The 24399-nt window shown below is 70.5% G+C and carries 24 protein-coding genes and 3 pseudogenes; 11 read left to right on the top strand and 16 right to left on the bottom strand.

Translation table 11 applies throughout. The features are described from left to right. Positions 1 to 7 precede the first annotated feature (7 nt). Positions 8 to 1186 (bottom strand): MFS transporter, encoded by a 1179-nt coding sequence (locus AQI95_RS11155; protein WP_079071231.1) that lies wholly within the window; start codon positions 1184 to 1186, stop codon positions 8 to 10. A gap of 20 nt (positions 1187 to 1206) precedes the next feature. Here AQI95_RS11155 and AQI95_RS11150 point away from each other — a divergent pair, with 20 nt between their 5' ends. Then, the gene (locus AQI95_RS11150; protein ID WP_067120947.1) at positions 1207 to 2628 is read left to right on the top strand and encodes a recombinase family protein; all 1422 of its coding nucleotides are present in this window, start codon (positions 1207 to 1209) and stop codon (positions 2626 to 2628) included. 57 nt (positions 2629 to 2685) lie between these two features. Here AQI95_RS11150 and AQI95_RS11145 read toward each other — a convergent pair whose 3' ends face one another. Next, positions 2686 to 3303, bottom strand: a complete 618-nt coding sequence (locus AQI95_RS11145; RefSeq protein ID WP_067120945.1) for a helix-turn-helix domain-containing protein — start codon at positions 3301 to 3303, stop codon at positions 2686 to 2688. 438 nt (positions 3304 to 3741) lie between these two features. Here AQI95_RS11145 and AQI95_RS11140 point away from each other — a divergent pair, with 438 nt between their 5' ends. The 3 genes from AQI95_RS11140 to AQI95_RS11130 all read left to right on the top strand — a co-directional run bounded on the left by AQI95_RS11140 (position 3742) and on the right by AQI95_RS11130 (position 5531). Next, positions 3742 to 4053 (top strand): hypothetical protein, encoded by a 312-nt coding sequence (locus AQI95_RS11140; RefSeq protein WP_159056500.1) that lies wholly within the window; start codon positions 3742 to 3744, stop codon positions 4051 to 4053. Further along, on the top strand, positions 4046 to 4609 hold the full coding sequence (locus AQI95_RS11135) for a hypothetical protein (protein ID WP_067120941.1): 564 nt from the start codon (positions 4046 to 4048) through the stop codon (positions 4607 to 4609). Before AQI95_RS11140 ends, AQI95_RS11135 begins: the two co-directional genes overlap by 8 nt. 214 nt (positions 4610 to 4823) lie before the next feature. Next, positions 4824 to 5531: a recombinase family protein gene (locus tag AQI95_RS11130; RefSeq protein ID WP_067120939.1), complete on the top strand. Its 708-nt coding sequence runs from the start codon at positions 4824 to 4826 to the stop codon at positions 5529 to 5531. A gap of 21 nt (positions 5532 to 5552) precedes the next feature. On the opposite strand, the gene AQI95_RS11125 is transcribed toward AQI95_RS11130, so the two are convergent. Beyond that, positions 5553 to 6182 (bottom strand): class I SAM-dependent methyltransferase, encoded by a 630-nt coding sequence (locus AQI95_RS11125; RefSeq protein ID WP_067120937.1) that lies wholly within the window; start codon positions 6180 to 6182, stop codon positions 5553 to 5555. A gap of 75 nt (positions 6183 to 6257) precedes the next feature. Next, positions 6258 to 6755 carry a glycine-rich domain-containing protein gene (locus tag AQI95_RS11120; RefSeq protein WP_244188700.1) on the bottom strand — a complete coding sequence of 166 codons (498 nt, stop codon included), beginning with the start codon at positions 6753 to 6755 and terminating at the stop codon, positions 6258 to 6260. A gap of 321 nt (positions 6756 to 7076) precedes the next feature. Between AQI95_RS11120 and AQI95_RS11115 the strand changes: the two genes are divergently transcribed. After that, positions 7077 to 7850: a helix-turn-helix domain-containing protein gene (locus AQI95_RS11115; protein WP_067120933.1), complete on the top strand. Its 774-nt coding sequence runs from the start codon at positions 7077 to 7079 to the stop codon at positions 7848 to 7850. Positions 7851 to 7971: 121 nt separating this feature from the next. Here the strand turns inward: AQI95_RS11115 and AQI95_RS44710 are convergent. Beyond that, positions 7972 to 8148 (bottom strand): annotated as a pseudogene (locus tag AQI95_RS44710) (MFS transporter); the annotation flags it as partial. 71 nt (positions 8149 to 8219) lie between these two features. Between AQI95_RS44710 and AQI95_RS11110 the strand changes: the two are divergent. Continuing rightward, positions 8220 to 9236, top strand: a complete 1017-nt coding sequence (locus AQI95_RS11110; protein WP_244188699.1) for a GlxA family transcriptional regulator — start codon at positions 8220 to 8222, stop codon at positions 9234 to 9236. 18 nt (positions 9237 to 9254) lie between these two features. Here AQI95_RS11110 and AQI95_RS11105 read toward each other — a convergent pair whose 3' ends face one another. The 3 genes from AQI95_RS11105 to AQI95_RS11095 all read right to left on the bottom strand — a co-directional run bounded on the left by AQI95_RS11105 (position 9255) and on the right by AQI95_RS11095 (position 12516). Beyond that, positions 9255 to 10304 carry a Zn-dependent alcohol dehydrogenase gene (locus tag AQI95_RS11105; RefSeq protein WP_067120931.1) on the bottom strand — a complete coding sequence of 350 codons (1050 nt, stop codon included), beginning with the start codon at positions 10302 to 10304 and terminating at the stop codon, positions 9255 to 9257. Further along, complete coding sequence (locus AQI95_RS11100; RefSeq protein ID WP_067120930.1) at positions 10304 to 11452, bottom strand: acyl-CoA dehydrogenase family protein; 1149 nt, start codon at positions 11450 to 11452, stop codon at positions 10304 to 10306. The genes AQI95_RS11105 and AQI95_RS11100 overlap by 1 nt, the downstream gene beginning before the upstream one ends. A 152-nt stretch (positions 11453 to 11604) precedes the next feature. Further along, the gene (locus AQI95_RS11095; RefSeq protein WP_067120927.1) at positions 11605 to 12516 is read right to left on the bottom strand and encodes an SDR family NAD(P)-dependent oxidoreductase; all 912 of its coding nucleotides are present in this window, start codon (positions 12514 to 12516) and stop codon (positions 11605 to 11607) included. Between the two features lie 86 nt (positions 12517 to 12602). On the opposite strand from AQI95_RS11095, the gene AQI95_RS11090 reads away from it, so the two are divergent. Continuing rightward, positions 12603 to 13529: a cyclase family protein gene (locus tag AQI95_RS11090; RefSeq protein ID WP_067120925.1), complete on the top strand. Its 927-nt coding sequence runs from the start codon at positions 12603 to 12605 to the stop codon at positions 13527 to 13529. Between the two features lie 262 nt (positions 13530 to 13791). On the opposite strand, the pseudogene AQI95_RS48920 reads toward AQI95_RS11090, so the two are convergent. From AQI95_RS48920 to AQI95_RS11070, 5 genes and pseudogenes are all read right to left on the bottom strand, one after another. After that, positions 13792 to 14046 (bottom strand): annotated as a pseudogene (locus AQI95_RS48920) (ATP-binding protein); the annotation flags it as partial. Between the two features lie 200 nt (positions 14047 to 14246). Beyond that, positions 14247 to 14454, bottom strand: a pseudogene (locus tag AQI95_RS48915) (ATP-binding protein); the annotation flags it as partial. A gap of 550 nt (positions 14455 to 15004) precedes the next feature. Beyond that, a complete protein-coding gene (locus AQI95_RS11080) occupies positions 15005 to 15916 on the bottom strand; it encodes an acyl-CoA dehydrogenase family protein (protein WP_067120920.1) in 912 nt (303 codons plus the stop codon). Between the two features lie 38 nt (positions 15917 to 15954). Beyond that, on the bottom strand, positions 15955 to 17088 hold the full coding sequence (locus AQI95_RS11075; protein ID WP_067120918.1) for an acyl-CoA dehydrogenase: 1134 nt from the start codon (positions 17086 to 17088) through the stop codon (positions 15955 to 15957). Further along, positions 17088 to 18281 carry an amidohydrolase family protein gene (locus AQI95_RS11070; protein ID WP_067120916.1) on the bottom strand — a complete coding sequence of 398 codons (1194 nt, stop codon included), beginning with the start codon at positions 18279 to 18281 and terminating at the stop codon, positions 17088 to 17090. Before AQI95_RS11070 ends, AQI95_RS11075 begins: the two co-directional genes overlap by 1 nt. Positions 18282 to 18383: 102 nt before the next feature. Between AQI95_RS11070 and AQI95_RS11065 the strand changes: the two genes are divergently transcribed. Then, entirely contained in the window at positions 18384 to 19892 is a 1509-nt protein-coding gene (locus AQI95_RS11065) for a class I adenylate-forming enzyme family protein (protein WP_067120913.1), read from the top strand. Here the strand turns inward: AQI95_RS11065 and AQI95_RS11060 are convergent. Next, a complete protein-coding gene (locus tag AQI95_RS11060) occupies positions 19889 to 20782 on the bottom strand; it encodes a GNAT family N-acetyltransferase (RefSeq protein WP_067120912.1) in 894 nt (297 codons plus the stop codon). The genes AQI95_RS11065 and AQI95_RS11060 overlap by 4 nt on opposite strands. 319 nt (positions 20783 to 21101) lie before the next feature. Here AQI95_RS11060 and AQI95_RS11055 point away from each other — a divergent pair, with 319 nt between their 5' ends. After that, positions 21102 to 21797 (top strand): DUF4232 domain-containing protein, encoded by a 696-nt coding sequence (locus AQI95_RS11055; protein WP_067120910.1) that lies wholly within the window; start codon positions 21102 to 21104, stop codon positions 21795 to 21797. Positions 21798 to 21846: 49 nt separating this feature from the next. On the opposite strand, the gene AQI95_RS11050 is transcribed toward AQI95_RS11055, so the two are convergent. Continuing rightward, positions 21847 to 22359, bottom strand: coding sequence for an EF-hand domain-containing protein (locus AQI95_RS11050; protein WP_067120908.1), 513 nt, complete (start codon positions 22357 to 22359; stop codon positions 21847 to 21849). A 257-nt stretch (positions 22360 to 22616) separates the two neighbouring features. Then, entirely contained in the window at positions 22617 to 22991 is a 375-nt protein-coding gene (locus AQI95_RS11045) for an STAS domain-containing protein (RefSeq protein ID WP_067120906.1), read from the bottom strand. A 343-nt stretch (positions 22992 to 23334) separates the two neighbouring features. Here AQI95_RS11045 and AQI95_RS11040 point away from each other — a divergent pair, with 343 nt between their 5' ends. Continuing rightward, on the top strand, positions 23335 to 23904 hold the full coding sequence (locus AQI95_RS11040) for a sigma-70 family RNA polymerase sigma factor (RefSeq protein ID WP_067120904.1): 570 nt from the start codon (positions 23335 to 23337) through the stop codon (positions 23902 to 23904). Further along, a partial coding sequence (locus tag AQI95_RS11035) for a zf-HC2 domain-containing protein (protein ID WP_208614136.1) occupies positions 23901 to 24399 on the top strand: 499 nt, incomplete at its 3' end. The genes AQI95_RS11040 and AQI95_RS11035, both read left to right, overlap by 4 nt.

Genomic DNA, 24399 nt, shown 5'->3' with positions numbered 1-24399 from the left:
CGGCGTCTCAGGCCACCGCCGGCAGGGAAGCCGGAGGCCGGCGCCTGATCACCAGCGACATCAGAGCCGCCGCCGCGCACAGCGTGCCGGAGGCGTACCAGACGAGGTCGTAGGAGCCGAAGACGTCGCGGGCGAGGCCGCCGAGGTAGGCGACGAGGGCGGCGCCGATCTGGTGGGAGGCGAGCACCCAGCCGAAGACGATGGCGCTGTCCTCGCCGAACTGCTCACGGCACAGGGCCAGCGTCGGCGGCACGGTGGCCACCCAGTCGAGGCCGTAGAAGACGATGAAGAACAGCATCGGGGGGTGGACGGCGGGGCCGAGCAGCATCGGGAGGAAGAGCAGGGAGAGGCCGCGCAGGGCGTAGTAGACGGCGAGCAGGCGGCGCGGTTCGAAGCGGTCGGTGAACCAGCCGGAGGCGATCGTGCCGACGACGTCGAACACGCCGACGACCGCGAGCAGCGAGGCCGCCGTCGTGACGGGCATGCCGTGGTCGTGCTCGGCGGGCACGAAGTGGGTCTGGATCAGCCCGTTGGTGGAGGCGCCGCAGATCGCGAAGGTACCGGCGAGCAGCCAGAAGGTGCCGGTGCGCACGGAGGTGGAGAGCACCTTCAGCGTGCGGCGGGCGGCGCCGGTCACCGGCGGCGGCTTGGGTGTGAACTCCCGTGCGCCGTAGGGCTTCTGGCCGACGTCGGCCGGGTGGTCGCGCAGCAGGATCCAGACGAAGGGGACGACGGCGAGGGCGGCCAGGGACACCGTCACGGCGGCCGGGCGCCAGCCGTGGTGTTCGGTCAGCCAGGACAGCACCGGCAGGAAGATCAGCTGGCCGGAGGCGGACGCGGCGGTCAGGATGCCGCTGACGAGGCCGCGCCGCTCGGTGAACCAGCGGTTGGTGACCGTCGCCGCGAAGGCCAGCGCCATCGAGCCGGAGCCGAGTCCGACCAGCAGGCCCCAGCACAGCCACAGCTGCCAGGCCGCCGTCATCCACACGGTCAGACCGGAGCCGAGCGCGATCACGGACAGCGCGACCGCGACCACCCGGCGGATGCCGAAGCGGTCCATCAGCGCGGCGGCGAAGGGGGCGGTGAGGCCGTAGAGCGCGAGGTTGAGCGAGACGGCCGCGCCGATCGTGCCGCGCGACCAGCCGAACTTGTGGTAAATCTTTGGGGCATGTGAGTCCGCGTGCATGAACAAGGGGGGCAGGACAGATGGACGTCACCATCTACGTACGACTCAGCCTCGATCAGCATGGCGACGAGTTGGGCGTTCAGCGCCAGGAGGACGAGTGCCGGGCGTTCGCCGCAGCCCGTGGCTGGGCCGTACGAGAGGTGATCGCGGACAACGACGTCAGCGCCACCTCGGGCAGGGTGCGCCCGGGGTTCGAGCGGCTGTTGGCGTCCAAGCCGGACGCGATTCTCTGTTGGCACACTGACCGGCTCGTGCGCAGGACGGAAGACCTGCTGCGAGTGATCGCACTCGGGGTCAACGTCCACGCCATCCACGCCGGACATCTTGATCTGTCGACTCCGGCCGGTCGGGCCACGGCCAAGACGGTCACGGCTTGGGCGGAGTACGAGGGTGAGCAGAAGGCGCTACGGCAGAAGGCGTCGAACCTCCAGGCGGCGAAGAACGGCAAGCCACACAAGGCGGGCTTGCGAACGTTCGGATACGAAGACGACTACGTGACCGTGGTCGATGCCGAGGCGGAGGCGATCCGCAAGGGTGCCGAGATGGTTCTCCAAGGCGAGACCCTGGCGGCTGTCGCTCGCTTCTGGACCGGCCTCGGTCTGCTCGCTCCCCGCTCGTCGTCCGGCAAGGCGAAGGGTGAGGCAGATGGCGAGGCGAAGGGGTGGGGCGTGGGCGGCGTGAAGAAGGTGCTCATCTCCCCTCGGTACATCGCTCAGGTCACCTACCGGGGCGAGGTGATGGGCGCGGGCAAGTGGCCCGCGATTCTTGATGATGCGACGCACTACGCCCTCGTGTCGGCACTGACGAACCCCAAGCGCTTCACGGGCGGTGCGCGTACCGGCTCGGCCCCTCAGACCCTGCTTGCCGGACTGGCCACGTGTGAGCGTTGCGGGGATACCGTGCGAGGCGGCATGTACCAAGGGACCCCGGTCTACCGCTGCGGACAGAAGCACGTACGCGTGCCCCGGGAACTGGCCGACAAGCGAGCCGGTAACGCCGTCCTGGCGCGGATCGTCTTCCCCGACTTCCTTCCCTGGGTCCTCGCTTCTCGGCAGGAGCAGGGAGACGACTCAGCCCACCTTCATCAGGAAGCGCAGACCCTGCGGGAACGGCTCGACGGGTTGGCTGTGTCCTACGCCTCCGGGTCCATCACCCTGTCCCAGATGACGGCCGGTACCGAGGCGATCCGGTCCAGGCTCGACGAGATCGACGAGAGGCTGTCCGGTATCACTGGCCTGCCCCCGATCGACCCCGTGTCGGGCATCGCTGGCCTGATTCAGGACTGGCCGAACACCCCACTCCCCGTTCGTCGAGCGTGGGTCAAATTCGTCACCACGATCACGATGCACCCGAACGGCTTCAAGAAGGCGGCGAAGATGACCGTGGACGACTACATGACCGTGGAGTGGAACCACACCGCCGACGACGAACAAGACGCGTAGCCTGCCTCGCTCGACTGGCCCCGCTCTCACCAGAGGGCGGGGCTTCGTCATGCCTGATCAGAAAGGGGGCGGCTCTTGCCCCGCTTCTTGGAGCCGGTCGGTCAAGCCGTCGTAGTCGAAGCCCATCGGCAAGGGAGCCGCGTACGCGTCGCCGAACCAGCGTCGCCGCTGTTCCTCTTGCTTGACCTTGCCAAGGTCTACCAAGGACAAGGTGGGGGCCGAAGGCCCCCCAAGAGAGCCAGCCCCTTCGTCTTCCTGCTGAGGGCCGCTCACGCGGCCCACCTTCGCCGGCTGCTTACGCTCTTCGTCTTCGCCCTGTCGGCCCCGTACGGGGGGCCGCTCTTCGCCTTCCGGCTTGCTCTTCGCCGCTGGCGCCTCACTCTTACCGCCGTCGCTCTTGAAGGTATGTAGGTTGTATGGCTTCTCAGCCATACCCCCCTGCTTCGGCAAAGTGAGTCGGTAGATCACTGGACCATCCGGCACCTTGCCGGTCTTCGTGAGCCAGCCAGCCTTACGGAGCCTGCCTACGATCTTGTTGACCGTCTGCTCCGGAGCTTTCCCGCCGTAGCCGAGTTCCCTGGCGATCGTCCCGTTCGACGGGCACACGTTCCCGCCCGTCTCGTAGTCCGCGTACAACGCCATGGCGACGCCGACCAACTTCTCTGCGTGCTTCATGTTCGAGCGCACCAGCGCACGACGCCATACGTGTTCCTGTATCTCGGGTTTCCCTTCTCCGACGACAACAGCGGCCCCGTCACCTTCGCGCGGGGGAACCCGAAATGTACAGCGCGTGGAGAGGGAAGGCGCAGGTCACCGCATGTGAGGCGCCTCTCAAAATGAGGCCGCGTACGGGTCCGCCCCCGCTACGCTGGCGCGATGAGCCATCCAGACAACGCGCCTGACTACGACCTTGCGTTCGCCCTCCAGGTCACCGGCGCTGAGCTGGCCGAGGAGCACATCGAGCTGGCCAAGCAGGGCCGACTGTAACGCGACTACCTCGCTGTGGCGCGAGGAGATCCAGGGCAACTCCCTTCTCGAATCCCTCTTCTTGGAACGGGAGTTGACACAGGGAACATGTTGCTCAGCTTGTTGAGCGAGCCATACTGTGGCCAGGTGGCGACCTTCAACCAGCACAACCAGACAGTCGGCGTTCAGCACAACGCCGAGAACATGATCGTCGGAACGCCGATCTCGATGGCCGATCTTGCTGCTGGGCTGAACGACATCCTGGGGCAAGTGCAACAGATGGAGCCACCCCTGCCCCCCGAGGTGCGGGCGGAGCTGGAAGCTGCACGCGACGCCGCAGCGTCTGGCGACACCTCAGATGCGCAAGGGAGAATGCAGCGACTTCTGGAGATGGGTGGGCTGGCCACGGGTATTGGTAGCCAGATCGCCACCATGCTTGGGGCGCTGCTTGGTGGGTGAAAGCAGATTCGACCAGCAGAGTCAGTCTGTAGGTCAGCAGTTCAATGCTGACCGCCAGGAGTTCGCGGGGAAGTGGGTCAGCAACCAGTACATCGCTGACGGCGGTCAAGTGACCGTGAACTACCAGACCGATTACGTTGACTCTGCACGGCAACGCACCGCCGTCGACTTGTACGTGACGCTGGGGCAAGTTGTCGATCTCTCTCTCAGGTTTCGGGGATCCGCAGAGGCCGGCAACGGTGGGAAGACTGAGGTCGGCGAACTCCAGCAGATGGTCCACGAGGCGAGCACGCTCACCGGCGAGCTCCGGGCAGAGATGCGCAGGTTTCGCGCCGTATCGACGTCAGACGTATCAGTAGATCTAGCCGAGAAGATCGCCCTCTTGCTTCTTACGTCCTGTGCGAGCGAGGCGAACGCCGCAGGTACACGGGTCACCGGCAAGGCCATGGCGCCGCACGCGGTCCGCCACCTGAAAGAGCGGCCCACTCCCGAGGCGCTGAGCTCTCACTTGCGCCGCCTGCACCGCGAGTTCTTGCAGCAGGTCGTGAGGTCTTGAATGGCCCCGAAACCGTGGCGCGATCTCGGCCGGTAAGACTCGGCGGTCGAGCAAGGTCCTTCAGAGGGTCATACCCCACCCCTTCCGCCGTAGACCTGCACGCGCGGCCGTGCGAGCCGTCACCCACCATGGGCATGCGATCAACGTTGCAGCACCCCGACCTGCGGTGTAAGTTTTTACACGGAAAGACTTACGTGCTCATGGAAGGGGAGCCATGAAGCTCGTTGCCTACATCCGCGTATCCGGAGCCGGACAGGTCTCAGACGGCTTCGGCCTGGACGTACAGGAGAAGGCCGTCAAAGCGTGGGCCAAGACCAACGGGCATCGCATCGTTCACGTGTCGCGCGATGAGGGCGTGTCCGGCGCAACCGAAGCGCTCGACCGTCAGGGTCTGTCGGAAGCCCTGCTGCTCATCAGAGAGAGCGAAGCGGAGGGGTTGCTGATACCTCGGCTCGACCGGTTGGCCCGTGCGCTCACGGTGCAGGAAGCCACGCTTGCCGTGGTCTGGCGTGACGGGGGGAAGGTCTTCACCGCCGATGGTGGGGAGGTCCACCAGGACGACCCTGACGACCCGATGCGCACGGCCATGCGACAGGTCATCGGCGTGTTCGCCGAACTCGATCGGCGCATGGTGGTCAAGCGTCTCCGGGACGGGCGTGCGGCCAAGGCAGCATCCGGACGGAAGGCTGTCGGTGCGTACGCCTACGGCTTCCACGGGGACGGAGAGGGGCGAGAGCGCGACGCTGCACCCAACCCCACGGAGCAGGCGGCACAGGCCCGCATACTCGAACTGAGGGCGGAGGGGATGAGCTACCGGGCCATCGGCACGCAGCTCGACACTGAGGGCCTGCCCCCGCGTAGAGCCGCGAAGTGGAGCGCCATGACGGTTCGCTCCGTCTGCCAGAAGGCCGGGGTGTCCTGAGACCGGCGCACAGCCGCGCGGTCAGGTCGCCAGGGCACGGACAAGCATCGTGCCCACAGCCTTGCCCTCTGGCGGGTCGATCAGAGACACGCGCACGTCAGAGAAGCCGTGCCCCGTCAGGATGCGCCCCCACTCATCCGGGGTGCGATCGTGCCGCAGTCCGGCTTTGCCAGGCTTCGGCCCCTGGCTGCCCGGAGGCAAATGCGAGAAGGCCAGGATGCCGCCCGGCGCCATGCGCGAGCGGATCAGCGGGAGCAGGGTGTCCGGATCGACGAACCACACGGCACCGAAGATCGAGAGCACGACATCGAACGTCTCGTCTGTCTCGCTCAGGAATGTCGTCGCCTCCGCCGTCCGGAACTCAAGGCCCGGCAAGTGGCCCCAGCACTCCCGCGCGACCGTCTCGCGGGCGGGGGCGATGTCCACACCTCGACCCGTCGCGCCAAGCGTCACGAGATGCGCGAGGTTGCTACCGCTCCCCGACCCGAGTTCCAGCACCCGGCGTCCGGCCACGGGGCCCAGAACGCTCTCGTTCGGCCCGTGATCGGCGTACTGAGTCCAGTTCAGCCAGGTCGTATCACCCTTGGCGTTCACGGTCCTGCGTGGCTTGCTCCCGACCGCGTACCTGTCCCAGGACTCAGCCAATGACATGCAGTGATCCTTTCCAGCATGAGGGGCCCACCCCCAACGTACGGGGACAGGCCCCAACTCACATGCTGCTCACTACTACTTGGGCGAGTCGTGGCACCCTGCATGGCACTGGTTGCAGTCGGCCGCGTCCTCCATGCCCCACAGGTCGGAGTCGATCTCGAACCCGGCCGCCTTGATGGCCTTGATCGTCTGCTCCAGGACGAGCGGGCCGCCGGTCTTGAGGTCGTGGCCGTCCAGCGTCGCCTTGTCGTCGCTGACGCACTGGACACCGGCCGCCCCCGGAAGCTCCGGTACGTGGTGGATGTACCGGCCGAAGTGCCGGCTGGTGAAGTGGTGGTACGGGATCGAGTCGAGCATGAACGAGTGCCATGCCTCGTCCACCTGCTTGGACGGTCCCATGAGAAGGTCCGGGTTCTCGCCGCACGTGACCAGGTAGGCGATGGCCTGTCCGAACTTGGCATCGGCCAGTTCGCGCGTGTTTTCCGGGTTGCGGAGCAGGAGGGCCACCTCCCGCTCCCACACCTCCGGGGTGACGTACGCCTTCGGGTCGCGGGTCACTACTGCCATGCTCATGCTGGCTTGCCTCCACGCAATTGGGGGTCCGTGGTGCTCCGGTCATGTCGCCCACCCCCGCACTTGGGGCACAGGCACGGCGGCATCAGGCCAGTAGCGAGGGGTTCCCCGCCCTCACCCTCGTACAGGGTTCGTGGCTTGGTCTGGGTGCCGTCGGCTCTCACCGTGTAAGCGCTGATGCGGATGGACATGACGACCATGTTCCGGATCGATCATGACCATTGCGGCGACGTTCAAGGCGCCCCTCGGGCGTCATGTCGGTGTCACCCCGAGGGCGTCAAACCGGTGTCATTGGAGGCGTGACGTGGCTACCCTCGGATCATGACGACTCCGGCCGAGCGGGAGCGAATCCCCAACGACGTGCTGACTTCTGTGCGCAAGTCGATGAACCTCAGCCAAGACGAGTTCGCCCGGGGCTTACGCGGCGCAGGCGAGGAGCTGGGGGAGCCGAACGACGCCTCCAAGCGACTCGTGCAACGCTGGGAGTCCGGGGAGACCAGGACATGCCGCCCGCTGTATGCGCGGGCACTGAAGCGGTTCACCGGCCGTTCCCCTGAGTCGCTGGGGTTCGCGATCCCGATGGCACGCGTCCACTCAGACGGGGCAGGAGGCCACGACATGGAGGCTGAGGAAATCGGTACGGCCGACGCTGTCACAAGCCCGGAGGCGGAGCCGCAGAGCGAGTACGCGGGCATCTGGCTGTCCCGGTACGAGTTCTACTCGTCCAGCCGCGACGAGACGTTCGACTGCAAGCATCACGTCGTGATCGTCCAGCACGGCAACCGGCTGACAGCTCAGAGCCTGCCCGGAGCATCGACCAACCCGGACAGCCCATTGTCTCTGGATCTCACAGCTGAACGGAACGTCGTCACCGGTACGTGGACCGAGCAGACGGCGGCTGACGGCTACTACCAGGGCGCCCGGTACCACGGTGCGATTCAGCTGTTGATCGAGCCGACGGGCCGACGTATGGCGGGCAAATGGGTCGGGTTCGGCAAGGACTTCGACGTGAACACGGGCCCGTGGGAGCTGCGCCTACTCGACCGATCGACAGGCCGTGCGAGCATCGAGCGGTACTCGACCACACCGGAGTGATGGATCGGGGCGCCCCGCCTGTGGGGCCGCCCCGTACGGGCGCCTTGCCGCCGAATGCCCCCCGACCGGTTGGAAACTGGCAGAGAGCGCAAGACCCGCCTTCAGGTTCCCCAAAGCATCACCACGCGAACTCCCGGTGCAGCGGGTCGATGAGCAGGCCGGGCAGGGAACGGAAGGCGGCCGCGCCGATGATCGTGACGAAGGTGACGGCGGCGACGAACCAGGCGCGGTGCACGCGCCGGCGCCGGGCGGGCGGGGCGGCCTGGACGGGGGCTGCGGCTGGGCTTGTCTGAGTCACGTCATAGAGCGTCCGGCACCCCGCTCCCCCGTTCGAGTGGCCCGAAGGCCAGCATTCGCTAGGATCGGGCCATGAGTGTCGACCGCGCCATGGCCGCTCCCCCCGAGGACTTCCGTCCGCACCGGGTCGTCGTCCTCGCCCTCGACGGCCTGCTCCCCTTCGAGCTGGGCATCCCGCACCGCATCTTCGGCCGCCCCAGGGACGAGCGGGGACGCCGGCTGTACGAGGTCGTGACCTGCTCGGTACGGCCGCCCGGCCCGGTCGAGACGGACGCCGACTTCGCCGTGCACATCGCGCACGGCCCACAGGCGCTGGCCGAGGCCGACACGGTGATCGTCCCGGCGTCGTACGAGCTGGGCCCGGTCTACGAGGAGGGCCGGCTCACCGACGAACTGGCCGCCGCCCTCGCCCGGATCCGCCCCGGCACCCGGCTCGCCTCCATCTGCACCGGGGTCTACGTCCTCGCCGCCGCCGGCCGTCTCGACGGCCGCCCGGCGACCACGCACTGGGCCGAAGCCGACCGCCTCCAGCGGCTGTTCCCGCGGATCAAGGTCGACGCGGACGTGCTCTACGTCGACGACGGCGACGTGCTGACCTCGGCCGGTGTGGCCGCCGGGATCGATCTGTGCCTGCACATGGTGCGCCGCGACTTCGGTACGGCGGTCGCCAACGACGTCGCCCGGCACACGGTCGTCCCGCCGCACCGCGAGGGCGGCCAGGCCCAGTACATCCACCGCCCGGTCCCCGACCCGCAGCTGGCCACGACGACCGCGGCCCGCAGCTGGGCGCTGGGCCGGCTGCACGAGCCGATCCAGCTGCGGGACATGGCCGACCAGGAGGCCATGTCGGTACGCACCTTCACCCGGCGCTTCCGCGAGGAGGTCGGGATCAGTCCCGGCCAGTGGCTCACCCAGCAGCGTGTCGAGCGGGCCCGCCAGCTGCTGGAGACCTCGGACCTCTCCATCGACCAGGTGGCCCGCGAGGCGGGCTTCGGCACGGCCCAGTCGATGCGCCAGCATCTGCAGCAGGCGCTCGGGGTGACCCCGAGCGCCTATCGGCGGACGTTCCGCACCGGTGTGAAGGCGTAGGCGGGTCCCGGGCCGCGCTCAGAACGTGAGCACGGCCCGCGCCACCCGCCCGGCCTCCGCGTCCGCGCGCGCCTTGTCGAAGTCCTCGACCGGGTAGGCCGCCGTCACCAACTCGTCGAGCAGCAGCCGCCCTTGCCGGTACAGCTCGGCGTACAGGGCGATGTCCCGCTGGGGGCGCGAGGAGCCGTAGCGGCAGCCCAGGATCGACTTGTCCAGGTAGAGGGAGGAGACCAGGAAGGACGCCTCGGCCGCGGCCGGCGGGACACCGAGCAGGATCGCCTGGCCGTGCCGGTCGAGCAGGTCGATCGCCTGCCGGATCAGCTCCACCCGGCCGACGCACTCGAAGGCGTGGTCGGCGCCCGCGGGCAGCAGGTCCCTGACGCCCTCGGCCGAGGTCAGGAAGTCGGTGGCGCCGAACTGCCGGGCCGTCTCCTCCTTGGCCGGATTGGCGTCCACGGCGACGATCCTGAGCGCCCCCGCGAGCCGCGCGCCCTGCAGCACGTTCAGCCCGATGCCGCCGGTCCCGATGACGACGACGCTGTCCCCGCGGTCCACCCGCGCCCGGTTCAGCACCGCGCCCACCCCGGTGAGCACCCCGCAGCCGATCAGCGCGGCGGACTCAAGCGGGATGTCCTTCGGGATCGGCACCGCCTGCACGGCCTTCACGACCGTGCGTTCCGCGAACGCCGAGTTGGAGGCGAACTGGTGGACCGGCCCCGCCCCCCGCGTGAACGGCTTTCCCGGGCGCCCGATCGCCTGCCGGCACATCGTCGGCCGGCCCCGGTCGCACTCCGGGCACGTGCCGCAGTTGGCGAGCGTGGAGAGCGCGACATGGTCGCCGGGCACGACATGGCCGACGCCCGCGCCGACCGATTCCACGACCCCCGCGCCCTCGTGCCCGAGCACCACCGGCACCGGGAACGGAATGGTGCCGTCCACCACGGACAGGTCGCTGTGGCACAGCCCGGCCGCCTTGACGGCCACCAGCACCTCGCCCGGCCCCGGTTCCCGCACCGCCAGGTCCTCGACCACCTGCACCTGCTTGCCGTCGAACACCACACCACGCATCACACGGCCCCCTTGGGCTCTCTGGGCAGACCGAGCACACGCTCGGCGATGATCGTGCGCTGGACCTGGTCCGAGCCGCCGTAGATGGTGTCGGCCCGGGAGAAGAGGAACAGGTGCTGTCCGGCGTCGAGTTCGTACGAGGCCGAGGGCGACCAGTCCACCGGTCCGACGCCCGCCGCCGCGCCCCGGACCTGCACCGCCAGCTCGCCCAGCCGCTGGTGCCAGCCGGCCCAGAGCAGCTTGGCCACGCTGGGCGCGCCCGGGTCCGCCGAGCCGCCGAGGGTGCGCAGGGCGTGCTCGCGCATGGTCCGCAGCTCGGCCCACTGCCGTACGAGCCGCGAGCGTACGACGGGATCGCGCACCGCGCCCGTCCGCACCGCGAGCCGCACCACACCCGCCAACTCCTCGGCGAATCCGATCTGCTGGGCCAGGGTGGACACCCCGCGCTCGAACCCGAGCAGGCTCATGGCCACCCGCCAGCCCTGCCCCTGCCCCCCGACGACATGCTCCTCTCGCGCGTACGCCCCGTCGAAGAAGACCTCGTTGAAGTCGCTGGTGCCGGTCATCTGCCGGATGGGGCGGACCTCGATACGGCCGGGCTGGTCCATCGGCACCAGCAGGAAGCTGAGCCCGTGATGGCGGCGCGAGTCCGGGTCCGTGCGGGCCAGCACGAAGCACCAGTCGGCCTCGCGGGCGAGCGAGGTCCAGATCTTCTGGCCGCTGATCCGATAGCCCTCGCCCTCCCGCACCGCCGCGGTCCGCACCCCGGCCAGGTCCGACCCGGCACCGGGCTCGCTGTAGCCCTGGCACCACAGCTCCTCACCGGCCGCGACCGGGGGCAGGAAACGGGACTTCTGCTCCTCGCTGCCGTGGGCGATCAGGGTGGGGGCGAGCAGGTTCTCACCGATGTGCCCGGAGCGCGGGGGCGCGGCCGAACGGGCGTACTCCTCGGCCCAGACGACCTGCTGGGTGAGGGTGGCCGTACGGTTGCCGTGTCCCGCCTCCGGCCAGCCGAGCCCGATCCAGCCGGCGCCGCCGAGGGCGCGTTCCCACGTGCGTCTGTCCGTCGCGGGGTCCGCGTGTGCGCTCAGCCAGCCACGAGCCTCCGCCCGAAAGTCCTCGTCCTCTTCGCTGAACCCGAAATCCATGGTTGGACCGCCTTTGGGTTGGGTGCGCCGAAAGCGCCGGCACTGGGGCCTGTCCGGCGGATCTCGCCGGAGACGCGGGGCTTGGCACGCCCCACTCACGTGCGCCGACCAGGCATCGCTGCTTTCCTCCGGCCTGATCCGCCGGACAGGCACTAGGCGTTGGGCCGAGATCCCGCCCGCGCGGCGGATTCCATCGCCACGAGCTGGGACAGCATCGGCATCGGATCCACCCCCACCGCCCCGGGCAGGAACTGCGCGATCGTCTCCGGGGTCCAGCCGCCGGGGGCGTAGGCCGCGCGGAGTTCCCTCGGCTGCGCCCACACCGCGATCTTCGGCCCCGCGACGGTGTAGACCTGACCGGTGATCCCCTGCTCCTGCGCCCCGTCCGACAGCAGGTACACCACCAGCGCCGCCACGTCCTCCGGCTCGCCGATCTCCGCCAGTTCCATGGGAACGTTCGCCGACATCCGCGTACGCGCCACCGGTGCCACCGCGTTCGCGGTGACCCCGTACTTGTGCAGGCCCAGCGCGGCGCTGCGCACGAGCGAGATGATCCCGCCCTTCGCCGCGCTGTAGTTGGCCTGGGACACCGACCCCTGGTGGTTGCCGCTGGTGAATCCGATCAGGGTGCCGGACCGCTGCCCCCGCATCACCGCGGACGCCGCCCGGAAGACGGTGAACGTGCCCTTGAGGTGGGTGGCGATCACCGGATCCCACTCCTCCTCGGTCATGTTGAACAGCATCCGCTCGCGCAGGATCCCGGCCACGCAGACGACCCCGTCGAGCCGGCCGTACGCCGACAGGGCCGCCTCCACGACCCGTTGCCCGCCCGCCATCGTGGAGATGTCGTCGGCCACCGCGACGGCCTCGCCGCCCGCCGCCTCGATCTCCTTGACGACGGCCTCGGCGACCTCGCTGGTGGGCGAGGCGCCGTCCATGGCGACGCCGTAGTCGTTGACGACGACCTTCGCCCCCTCGGCGGCGGCCGCCAGGGCGACCGCCCGGCCGATGCCGCGTCCGGCGCCCGTCACGGCGACGACCTTTCCTGCCAAGAAGTTCCCCACGCCCGGCCCCTTCCCGCGGTTTCTGACGGTCCGTTAGATTCTATGGCGCGTCGGATGCGCGGACACAAGCCCCGGGGAGGCACCGGATGGCATTGCCCAAGGAGTTCCACGAGATCGCGAAGCGGGTGAACAACTGGGGCCGCTGGGGGGCGGACGACGAGATCGGCACCCTGAACCTGATCACCGACGAGGTCGTGCGCGAGGCCGCCGCCGAGGTCCGCACCGGCCGCCGGGTCCCGCTCGCCCTCCCCCTCCGGCAGGACGGGGTGCAGAGCGGGATGATCCCCGGGCGGGTCAATCCGCTGCACGCGATGGTGCAGATCAACCAGGAGCTGTTCGGGCCGGGCACGGTGGCGTGCAGCGACGACGTGGTGACCATGGGCCTGCAGGCGGGCACGCACTGGGACGCGCTCGCCCATGCCTCGCACTCGGGGAAGCTCTACAACGGCCGCCCCGCGCACACGGTGACCGCGCACGACGGCGCGGAGTTCGACGGGATCGACAAGGCGCGGCACATCGTCTCGCGCGGGGTGCTGCTGGACGTGGCACGCGCGCGGGGTGTCGACCGGCTGGCGGGGGGCCACGCGGTCACACCGGAGGATCTGGAGCGGGCCGAGGAGTTCGGCGGTGTCCGGGTCCGGGCGGGCGACGTCGTGCTGGTGCGCACCGGGCAGGTGCAGGTGTATCTGGCCGGGGACAAGCACGGGTACGGCTATCCGTCGCCGGGGCTGTCCGTCCGTACGCCGGAGTGGTTCCACGCGCGCGATGTCGCGGCGGTCGCGAACGACACGCTCACTTTTGAGATATTTCCGCCCGAGACGGAGAATCTCTGGCTGCCCGTGCACGCCCTGGACCTGGTGGAGATGGGGATGCTCCAGGGCCAGAACTGGAATCTCGAAGAGTTGTCCACAGCCTGTGGAGAAGAAGGGCGGTACGCGTTCCTGCTGTCGGCGATGCCCGAGCCGTTCGTCGGCGCGACGGGCACCCCGGTGGCCCCCGTGGCCGTTCTCTGAAGCGCCCTCGCGCGGGGCGTCGGCCGGCCGGCGGCGCGCCTCCCCCTGCGGCCTCGCGCACGCGCCGCCCACCGGGTGCGACCCACACTCGGCGAGGACCGCACCCGCTCCCGGCCCTCGCCGTCCCCTCGCGGCGAATCGTCGCCCACAAGCGTGTTCAGGTGGTCATGGGTCGTCAACGCCGGTACGGGGGTTTGTTACATACGCCCTGTTCGGGGCACCCGCGCACGGATGCACCCCCGGCGCACCACCGCGCCGGGTGCTACACCGCCTCGAAGGCGAGACCCTCGTACGCGGACAGTCCGCTCCCGTACGCCATCGCCGCGCCCTCCCTGGGCTGCGAACAGCGGTCCAGTTCGCACCAGATGCTCTTGCCGGCGCCTTCCGGGTTCCAGCCCCAGCGATCGGCCAGGCAGTCCACGAGAGCCAGGCCGCGGCCTCCGGTGGCGTCACCGCCGGCGCAGCGCGGCACGGGGGCGCGGGAGCTGCAGTCGGCCACCTCGACGCGCACGGTGGCCACCGCGAGCGCGTCGGCCCGCTCGGTCCAGTCCGCTTCCCCGGACCCCTCGGCTTCCCGGGGCTCCTCGGACTCCTGCGACGCCACGGCCTTCTCTGCCTTCTCGCGCCGCTGGTCCCGTTCGCGCCGCTCGGCCCGCTCGGCCACCGAGCGTCGCGCCACCGCCTCGGCCTGCTCGACCGCCGCGGCCCTGCCGGCCGCCTCGGCCTGCGCGCCCGGCAGGGAGAGCCGCAGCACGGCCGCGCGGCCGGTGTGCACCACCGCGTTGGTCACCAGCTCGGAGACGAGCAGGATCAGGTTCTCGGCCAGCGGTTCGTCGGCCGCTATCCCGAGCCCGGCGAGCCGGGAGCGGGCCCATCTCCTCGCCCTCCCCACCTCCGTGGGGTCGGGCCGGATCTCCAGCTGCACTTGAAGCACCTGCACCGCTCACACCATCCGAACCGGCGGACACAAGACCCCACGCCACTCGGTCGCCACGGCGCAGGCCGCGGCGACGATCGCGAGGGCCACGATCGTAGCCATTTTCTGCATGGCCAGAACAACGGCCAGAGCAAGGGTCACGGAACGTGATTCCCTTTGGAGCCAGCATGGTTGACGTACAGTCACCCCAACAAGCGCTTCGGGCATATTCCAGCGCGAAGGAGTACGCGTGAGGCATACTGTGCGACGCTCTTGCCGGGGTGTCGAACAGGCAACGGCTGTGGCCGTCACCGCATCTGGAGCAGCGACGCGCACCCTGCGACCCGGCACTGCCCCAGGGGCACCGCCGGCCCGGCCCGCGCTCGCAGCCACTCGCATCCCACACAAGGTACCGGAGGGGACCCCCGACTCCGGGTCGTGACGAGTCACGCGAAGGACACAACCGGGTATCGACGCTCAGTGATATCGGCATGCCACGATCCGCGACATCGTGGGCCATGACTTTCCCACCGCCGCAGCCCAGGGCGGCGTCGGGGTCTCAGGCCACCAGACGCGCGGCGAGCAGTTCCTCACTCTCCGTGTTCCCGCCGCCACGCCGGGCCCGCGTCCAGGCCCGTTTCAGGTGCAGGTGCACGTCTGCCTCCCAGGTGAACCCCATGCCGCCGTGCACCTGGAGGCAGTCGCGGGCGCCGCGCACGGCGGCCTCGTCGGCGAGCAGCCGGGCGGCCGCGATGTCGGCCGGGTCGGCGGTGACGGCGGCCGCGTAGACGGCGACACGCGCGGTCTCGGTCCGGGCCAGCAGGTCCGCGCACAGATGCTTGACGGCCTGGAAGGCGCCGATCGGCTGCCCGAACTGCTCTCGTGTCCGGGCGTGTTGCACGGCCAGCTCGCCCACGCGTACGGCCGTACCGAGCTGCTCGGCGGCGGTGAGCAGGGTGGCGACGGGGTCCACGGCAGCGCGGCCGGCCGGTGCGCGGATGGCTCGCCGGCGCCCGCCGGGTGCCGCCGCCGCGGTCCGGTGCAGCGGCGTCAGGGGGTCCAGCGAGCGCAGCGGAACAGCGCCCGACACGTCCCCGAGCACGACGTCCGCCGCCTGAAGCCACTCCACCAGTTCCCCGTCGACCGCCGTCACGACCGTCTCCCCGGTGGCCGCGCCCGGCACGGCGCCGGCGGCGAGATGGGTGGACACGAGGGGGCCGGGCAGCAGGGCTCGCCCCGCCTCCTCGAACACCAGGACCGCTTCCGGGAGTCCCAGCGCGACCCCGCCGTCCGGCTCGGGCAGACGCAGGGCGAAGAACCCGGCGTCCCCGAGCGCCCGCCACAGCTCCCGGTCGAGCCGCCCGGGCGTGTCGACGGCCGCCCGCAAGGCCTCCCGCCCGAACCGCCGCTCCAGCAGCTCCCGTACGCCTGCCTTCAACGCACTCTGGTCTTCGGTGAGTTGGAATCGCACGTCGATCTCTCCTTCGTGAGCCCCGGAGCCCGTCCGGTTCATCTCCCCTTCGGCAGGCCCAGGATCCGTTCGGCCACGATGTTGCGCTGGATCTGGGAGGTGCCGGCGGCGATCGTGTACGACAGGGAGGACAGCCGGTCGAGGACCCACGGCCGGTCCAGGTCGAGGGCGTCCGGGCCGAGGACGTCGGCCGCGGCGTCGTACAGCTCCTGGCGGGCGTGCGAGTAGCGGAGCTTGAAGACCGAGGCGCCGACCCCCGGCACCCCGCCGCTCGCCTCCGCCTCGCTGACGTTCCACTGGGTCAGCCGCCACAGGGCCCGGAACTCCGCCTCCAGCCGCCCGAGCCTGCGCCGCAGCACGGGATCGTCCCAGCGGCCGTTCTCGTGTGCGGTGCGGGCGAGTTCGCCCAGCACCCGGCGGCAGGCGACGACCTCGCCGACGAAGGCCGTGCCGCGTTCGAAGGACAGCGTCACCATGGTCACGCGCCAGCCGTCGTTCTCCGCGCCCACCCGATGGGCCACCGGCACCCGGACCTCGTCCAGGAACACCTCGGCGAACTCCGCCGACCCGGCGAGCGTGCGCAGCGGCCGTACGGTGATGCCGTCGGCGTCCATGGGCATGGCCAGCCAGGTGATGCCCCGGTGCTTGGGGGCCTGCGGGTCGGTGCGGACCAGCAGTTCGCACCAGTCGGCGACCTCGGCGTGGGAGGTCCAGATCTTGGATCCGCTGACCACGTAGTCGTCGCCGTCGCGCCACGCGCGCGTGCGCAGCGCGGCGAGGTCGGAGCCGGCGCCGGGCTCGCTGAACCCCTGGCACCACACCTCCTCGCCGCGCAGGATCGGCGGCAGCCAGCGCGCCCGCTGCCCGTCGGTGCCCTCGGCGGCGATGGTCGGACCGGCGTGCAGCAGGCCGACGAAGTTCGCCCCCACGTAGGGCGCCCCCGCCTTCTCCGTCTCCTCAAGGAAGATCAGGCGCGTGGTCGGCGAGGAGTCCCAGTGGACGTCGGCGTACCCGGCGTCGTACAGCATCCGCTGCCAGCCGAGGTCGTGGGCGCGGCGGCCCGGCCAGTCGTCCGGGGACGGCTTCGCTGGAAGGGTGGGCAGCACCTTGGTGAGCCACTCCCGCAGCCGGGCCCGGAACTCCTCCTCCTCGGGCGTGCACGAGAGGTCCATCACTTGTCGAAGTCCAGGTCCAGCATGCGGATGGCGTTGCCCCGCATCAGCTTGTACACGGTCTCGTCGTCCAGGCCCTTCACATGGTCGAGGGCGACTTCCTTGGTGTGCGGAAAGGTCGAGTCGACGTGCGGGTAGTCGGTCTCGAAGGTGGCGTTGTCACGGCCGACGACGTCGATCGAGGCGACCCCGTGCTTGTCGCGGAAGAAGCAGCAGAAGATCTGCCGGTAGTAGTACGTCGAGGGCGGTTCCGGGATCAGGTCCCTGACCCCGCCCCAGGCCCGGTGCTCCTCCCACACGTCGTCCGCGCGCTCCAGGGCGTACGGCACCCAGCCCATCTGCCCTTCGGAGTAGGCGAGTTTGAGCCGGGGGAACTTCACCAGGACCCCGCTGAAGAGGTAGTCCATCATCGAGGCCATCGCGTTGTTGAAGCTCAGCGAGGCCTGGACGGCCGGCGGCGCGTCGGGGGAGGCGGCCGGCATCTGCGAGCTGGACCCGATGTGCATGTTGACGACCGTGCCGGTCTCCTGGCACACCGCGAAGAACGGGTCCCAGTAGCCGGAGTGGATGGACGGCAGCCCGAGGTGCGTGGGGATCTCGGAGAAGGTCACGGCCCGCACTCCGCGCCCGGCGTTGCGCCGGATCTCGGCGACGGCCAGCTCCACGTCCCACAGCGGGATCAGGCACAGCGGGACGAGGCGTCCGCCGCTGTCCCCGCACCACTCCTGCACCATCCAGTCGTTGTAGGCGCGCACGCAGGCGAGGGCGACCTCCTTGTCGTGCGCCTCGGCGAAGGTCTGCCCGCAAAAGCGCGGGAAGGTCGGGAAGCAGAGGCTGGCCTCGACGTGATTGAGATCCATGTCGGCGAGGCGCGCCTTCGGGTCCCAGCAGCCGCGCCGCATCTGCTCCCGGGTGATCCCCTCCAGCGTCATCTCGTCCCGGTCGAAGCCGACGGCGGCGATGTTGCGCTTGTACGGGAACTTCAGGTCCTCGTAGATCCACCAGTCCGTCGGCTGGCCCGCCGGGTCCATGGTGATCTGGTACTTGCCGCCGACGTAGGCCAGTTCCCCGATGCCGGCGGTCAGCGGTTTGGGCCCACGGTCCCGGTACCTGGCCGGCAGCCAGGTCTCGAAGAGGTGGGCGGGCTCGATCACATGGTCGTCGACGCTGATGATGCGGGGCAGTTCGGTCATGGTTCCCCTCCGCGTTCCCCTCCACCGGACAGTACTTATCTGATGACCCGTCAGATAGCATGGCACCTGACGGGTCGTCAGCCAAGTCGGCAGGGGGCACACGTGAACGAGACCCCGCACTCACTGAGTTCCGCCCGCACACTGTGGGACCTGGTCGTCCGCCGCGCCGAGCACACCCCCGGCCGTCCGGTGCTGCTGCAGGAGCGGCGCACGCTGACCTTCGGCGAACTGCGCGCGCGTGCCGAGCGGGTGGCCGCCGGCCTGTACGGCATGGGCGTGCGCCCCGGCACGGTGGTCGCCTGGCAGCTGCCCACGCGCATCGAGACGGCCCTGCTGTCCTTCGCGCTGGCCCGCCTGGGCGCCGTGCAGTCCCCGGTGATCCCCTTCTACCGGGACCGGGAGGTCGGCTTCGCGCTCAGGGAGTCGAAGGCGGAGTTCTTCGCGGTCCCGGGCGTGTGGCGGGGCCACGACCACACGGAGATGGCCCGCCGCCTGGGCGCGAAGGGCGTCTTCGAGGCGTACGACACCTTGCCGGACGGCGACCCGTCGACGCTCCCCGCGCCGCCCGCCGAGGGCACCTCGGTCCGCTGGATCTACTGGACCTCGGGCACCACCTCCGACCCCAAGGGCGTACTGCACACCGACCGCTCCCTGATCGCGGGCGGCTCCTGCCTGGCGCACGCGCTGCGGCTGTCGCCCGACGACGTCGGCTCGATCGCCTTCCCCTACGCCCACATAGGCGGCCCCGACTACATGGTGATGCTCCTGCTGTACGGCTTCCCGGCGGTGATGTTCGAGCACTTCGCACTGCCGGACGCGCTGGCGGAGTACCGGCGGCACGAGGTGACGGTGGCCGGCGGCTCCACGGCCTTCTACTCCCTCTTCCTGGCCGAGCAGCGCAAGCGGCCGGGCGAGAAGCCGGTCCCGTCCCTGCGCCTGCTCGCCGGCGGCGGCGCGCCCAAGCCGCCGGAGGTCTACCACTCGGTGGTCGGCGAGATGGACGTCCAGCTCACCCACGGCTACGGCATGACCGAGGTCCCGATGATCACCATGGGCGATCCACGGGACACCCCGCAGAACCTGGCGACGACCGAGGGCCGCCCCCCGGCCGGCATGGAGATCCGGATCGTGGACGGCGAGATACGCCTGCGCGGCGAGGCCGTCTGCCAGGGCTATCTGGACCCCGCGCAGACGGCCGCCGCCTTCGACGCCGACGGCTTCCTGCGCACCGGCGACCTGGGCCGGCTCACGGAGTCCGGCCACCTGGTCCTCACCGGCCGGCTGAAGGACGTGATCATCCGCAAGGGCGAGAACATCTCGGCCAAGGAGATCGAGGACCTGCTCGCCGCCCATCCCGCGATCGCGGACGCGGCGGTCATCGGCCTGCCGGACGCCGAACGGGGCGAACTGGTCTGCGCGGTGGTGGAACAGCCGCCCGGATCCACCGAGTTGACCCTGCCTGAACTCGTCTCGCACCTGCGCTCGGCGGGCCTGTCCGTCCACAAGCTGCCGGAGCGGCTGGAGGTGCTGGAGGCCCTCCCCCGCAACGACACCCTGCGCAAGGTACTGAAGTACAAACTGCGCGAGCGCTTCTCACGACCGGCCCCTTAGGCCACTCGCCCCGACCGGCCGGCCTCCGGCGCGGCGCCCGGGACGTCGTACGAGAAGTCGTACGAGACGAAGTACGCGACCGGGACATACCCGATGCGCCGGTAGAGGGCGTTGCTGGTGGGGTTGGCCGGATCCGTGAACAGGACGACCTCTCGCGCGCCCGCGGCCAGCGCGGCCCGGCTCACCTCGACCGTCACGGCACCCGCGTAGCCGCGCCCCCGCAGGTGCGCCGGGGTGTAGACGGGGTCGATCCGGACCATGCCGCCGATCAGCGAAGTCGAGCCCGCCATGGACACCGGGGTGCCGTCCGGGGTCTCCCAGAACGTGAAGTGCTTGTCCGCGAAGCGCGAATCGGCCCAGGAGTCGGCGGGGGCCTCTCCGACGGCCGCGACGAACTCCCCGCACCAGCGCATCCAGTCCTCGCGGTCCTCCTCGCCCAGCAGCCGCCCCCGGCCCTGCGGGCGCGGCCGGGGCGGGACCGGCGCGCCGAGCCGGTGGAGGCGCCCCCACCAGCTGAGCACCGGCGCCGCGCCCGTGCGTCGCTGCCATGCCCTGGCGAAGGCGACGGCGCTGTCGTTGTCCCCGTGCACACCCGAGAGGGGGAGGCCGAGCCCGGTCAGGCGGGCCGCGAGGGTGTCGGCCTGCTCCGGGGACAGGGCGGTGACGGTCAGGCGGCGGGTCGGAAGGCGGTAGAAGAGGGCGCTGACCTCGCCCCCCGGCTCAAGCCGGCCGAACACGGTCTCCCCGGCACCGTCCACCCCGCGCGTGCGCAGCCTCTCGAACGCCGTCAGCGGCGTGGTGTGCAGGGCGGGCCGCGAGCGCAGAAAGTCTCCGGTCCGGGCGAGGAAGTCGTCGAGGTCTTCGGTGATGTGCCAGTCGTCGGGGCGCATGCCGCATGCCTTCCCAGCCGTTGCGGTGTTACCTGCCGGGCGGACCGCGCCTTCGTGCGGGGCCGGCCCCGCACGCGGGCGTGGTGAACGGTGGGCGAACGGACCTTCACCGGACCCGACCCCCACCTTCGCCGTCCGCGCGGATCCGGGCGGAACCGAACGTCTGCAGAAACGATCTTTGTGTGCACGTCCGGGCGCAGACGGGAAGACCCGCCCTCCGCCCGCTCGAAGGGCACCACCGACCAACCCGACTGAGACCGTGGCGCCCCTACCGAGTCATCGAGACTCCGCTTCGCCGACGGGGAAGGAACCCGAACCCATGCGCGCCCGTATCGCCACCACCGCCGCCGTCTTCGCTCTGTCGGCCCTGGCCTTGACCGGCTGCGGCAGCAGCGGCAACGACAGCAAGCCCGCCACCGACCAGACGTCCGCGAGCGCCTCCGGGGCGGCGGACTCCGCCTCGGGCACGCCGGCGTCGAAGGAGTCCGGCTCGGGCGGATCCGCCGCTGGCGGCACGGCCGCCGCGACGACGGGCGGCAGCGCGGGCGGCAGCGGCTCGGGCGGCGGCGCCACCTCCGCGTGCACGACGAAGAACACCCGGCTCCGCTTCCTCCAGGCCGCCCAGCACGCCACCCCGCAGAAGCCGGCCCAGGGTGCCATCGAGGTCACCAACACCTCTAAGAGCATCTGCACGATCGTCGGCGCCGTCACCCTGACGGCCAAGGACGACCAGGGCAAGGCCGACCCCGTCGAGACGGACAACTCACAGGGCGGCACGGACGCCGTCGACGTCGGGCCCGGCGCCACCGCCCAGGCCTGGGTGACCTACACCGACCTCAACTTCGAGGGCAGCGCATCGGCCCGGGAGACCTGCCCGGTCCAGGCGTCCAAGGTCGAGATCGCCCTGCCCAAGGACGTGGGGCGCACGGTGGACGTGGTCAAGGACGGCGGGGCGGCGGGCATCTTCAACGTGTGCGGCAAGGACGTACGGGTCTCCGCCTTCAAGGCTTCCTGAGCGACGCCCGGCACGCACCCGGGCGGAGACCGGATCCGCCGGCCGCCCGCTACTCCACGACCGTGAAGTAGCGGGCGAACGCCGGGATGACGTCCTGCTCGGTGACGCTGCCGTCGGTGTCGGCGTCGAGGGCCTTCGCGGTCGCCTCGGCGACGGCCTCCGGTACGTGCAGGGCCCGCAGCACGCGGGCGGCGTCGGCCACCGCGACGCGGCCGTCGGCGTCCGTGTCCGCCACCGCCAGGGCCGCGTGCAGGAAGGGGCGGGCGATCTCCGCGAAGCGCTCGGGGTTGTCGCGCAGGCGCTTGACCGCTCCGGAGACGAACTCCTCGCGGGTGATGCGCTGGTCGCCGTCCCGGTCCGCGATCCCGGCCATGCCCTGCCAGAACGCCTCCGCGCCGATGTACAGCGCCTGCCCCTTGTCGGAGCGGGCGGTCACGGAGAACTCGGCCAGGACCGCCTTGGCCGCCGCGCTGAAGTCCTCGCGGTCGATCCGGCCGTTGCCGTCCTGGTCGAGGGTGGCGAACCGGGCCGCGATCCTGCGCTCGTACTCGGTGCTGACCATGTCTGTTCGGACCGCCTTAGGTGTGCGTCGTACAGGTGCGTCGGTCGGTGCGTCGTACAAGTGCGTCGTACAGATGACGTCGGTACGGGTGCGTCGGTACGGGTGCGTGACCGGCCTGGCAGGGAGCGTATGACGCGGATGGTCGCGGGATGGCGTAAATCCGGCGACTGTGCCAAGACCGGGGGAATTCTGCGACAACAGTGTGGCCTTGTCGCGAAGACCCGGGCGCGGCCGGGCGGCCCGGCCGGCCGCTCCGGTCAGGCGGAGAGCGGGCCCGCGTCGTCGGCCGTGGCGGCCTCCAGGTCGGGGCGCACGTCGAAGAGCCGGCGTACGCCGAGCGCGCCGAGGACCCGGTTGACGTGCGAGCCGTCTTCGGCACCCCGGTCGGGCAGGATGAGCCGGAGCCGGCCCTGACAGGAGCGGATGAGCCGGCGGGCGGCGATGAGGACGCCGACCCCGCTGGAGTCGCAGAAGAACACGTCCGAGAGATCCACCACGAGAGAGTGATGCCCCTCGGCGACGGCGTCGTGCACGCGTTGCCGCAAGAGCGGCGAGGTCATCAGGTCAAGCTCTCCGGCCACTCGGAGCACGGCCCACTCGCCCTGTTCGCCACCGGTCACGCTGAATGCCACGGCCCCTGCCCCTCCGCTCGCCGGAACTCCCGGAACCGCCCGGAAACGGAAGCAGTTCCTACGCTTGCTTCCGCGCGGCTGCCCAGCGGCGTTTCCCTGAAACGTCGGGCAGCAAACTAGACGTGATCGACAACAGGCTTATTTCGGTCACTAGCGATCCCCTTCGATCAGAGATGCACAGCCCTTGCGTGAAGGTTATGTGAAGAGGGCACTATCACCTGCGGCGCTTACGGGGGCGCACATTGACACAAAGGGGCGTGCACTGTCGGACGTGCCGACTACATTCGGGAACACGGTACGGACACGCTGGACGGGCCGGACACGGGTGAGGGGAGGGGACCGCATGGCGAAGAAGGACGTACCGCCCCGCTGGGACCGCAAGATGCAGCAGCGGCTCGCCCGCGGAGAGGCGGCCGCCCTGGGCGAGCTGTACGACCGGTTCGCCTCGCTCGTGCACGGCCTCGCCCACCGCGTCCTCGGCGACGAGAAGGCCGCCGACACCCTCACCCGCGAGGTCTTCGCCCACCTGTGGGAACACCCCGAGACCTACGACCCGAAGAGGGGCCCGCTGCGCACCTGGGTGGCCGGGGTCACCCACCGGCTCGCCGTGCAGCGGCTGCGCGACAGCGAGACCGCCGCGCTCCCGCGGGGCGGCGGCTCGCTGGCGGAACTGGAGCGCAAGGTGCGCCACGCCTCGGTCGCCGCCCGCGCCGACTACATCGTCCACTCCATGCCGGCCCCGCTGCGCGCCGCCCTCGACCTCGCCTACTTCCAGCGCCGCGACTACCGCCAGACCGCCGCCGACCTCGGCGTCACCGAGGACGAGGCCCGCCGCCGGCTCCGCCTGGGCCTGCAACTGCTCTCCACCGCCCACGACGCGGGAGCGCCGCCGGAACACGGGGGTGCGGTGTGAGCGGAGCGGGACGGTTCGAAGCCCACGACGAGCACGAGGGACCGGACGAAGGACGGGGAGACGGGCAGGGAGAGGGACAGGGAGAAGGACGGTGCTCGGGGCGTACACCGGCCGGGAACGGCGCGCCCGAGCCGGACCGGCCCACGCGCATACCGACGCCCCGCGCCTCCGTCGAGGACACCGGGCTTCCGCTGCCCGACCTCGCCGACCTCGCGCCCGTGCCGCTCGACCTGCCGCACGACGTCCTGAAGTCGCTCCTCGGCGCCTGGGCGCTGGCCGCCTGCTCGGCGGCCGAGACGGCGGCCGTCGAGGAGCACCTCGGCTCCTGCGGAAGCTGCGCCGACGAGGCCCGCCGACTGCGCGAGGCGGTCGGCCTGCTGCACCAGCCGGAGAGCCTCGACCTGGACCCTGGGCTGCGCACCCGCGTCCTGGAGAGCTGCCTGGAGCGCCGACCGCCGCGCATCCCGGTCCCGCAGTGGGCGGCGGCGTACGACG

Source organism: Streptomyces yokosukanensis, from assembly GCF_001514035.1.
GTDB lineage: Bacteria > Actinomycetota > Actinomycetes > Streptomycetales > Streptomycetaceae > Streptomyces > Streptomyces yokosukanensis.
The sequence above is the reverse complement of the archived record's forward strand: the minus strand, read 5'-3'. Positions and strand labels throughout refer to the sequence as shown.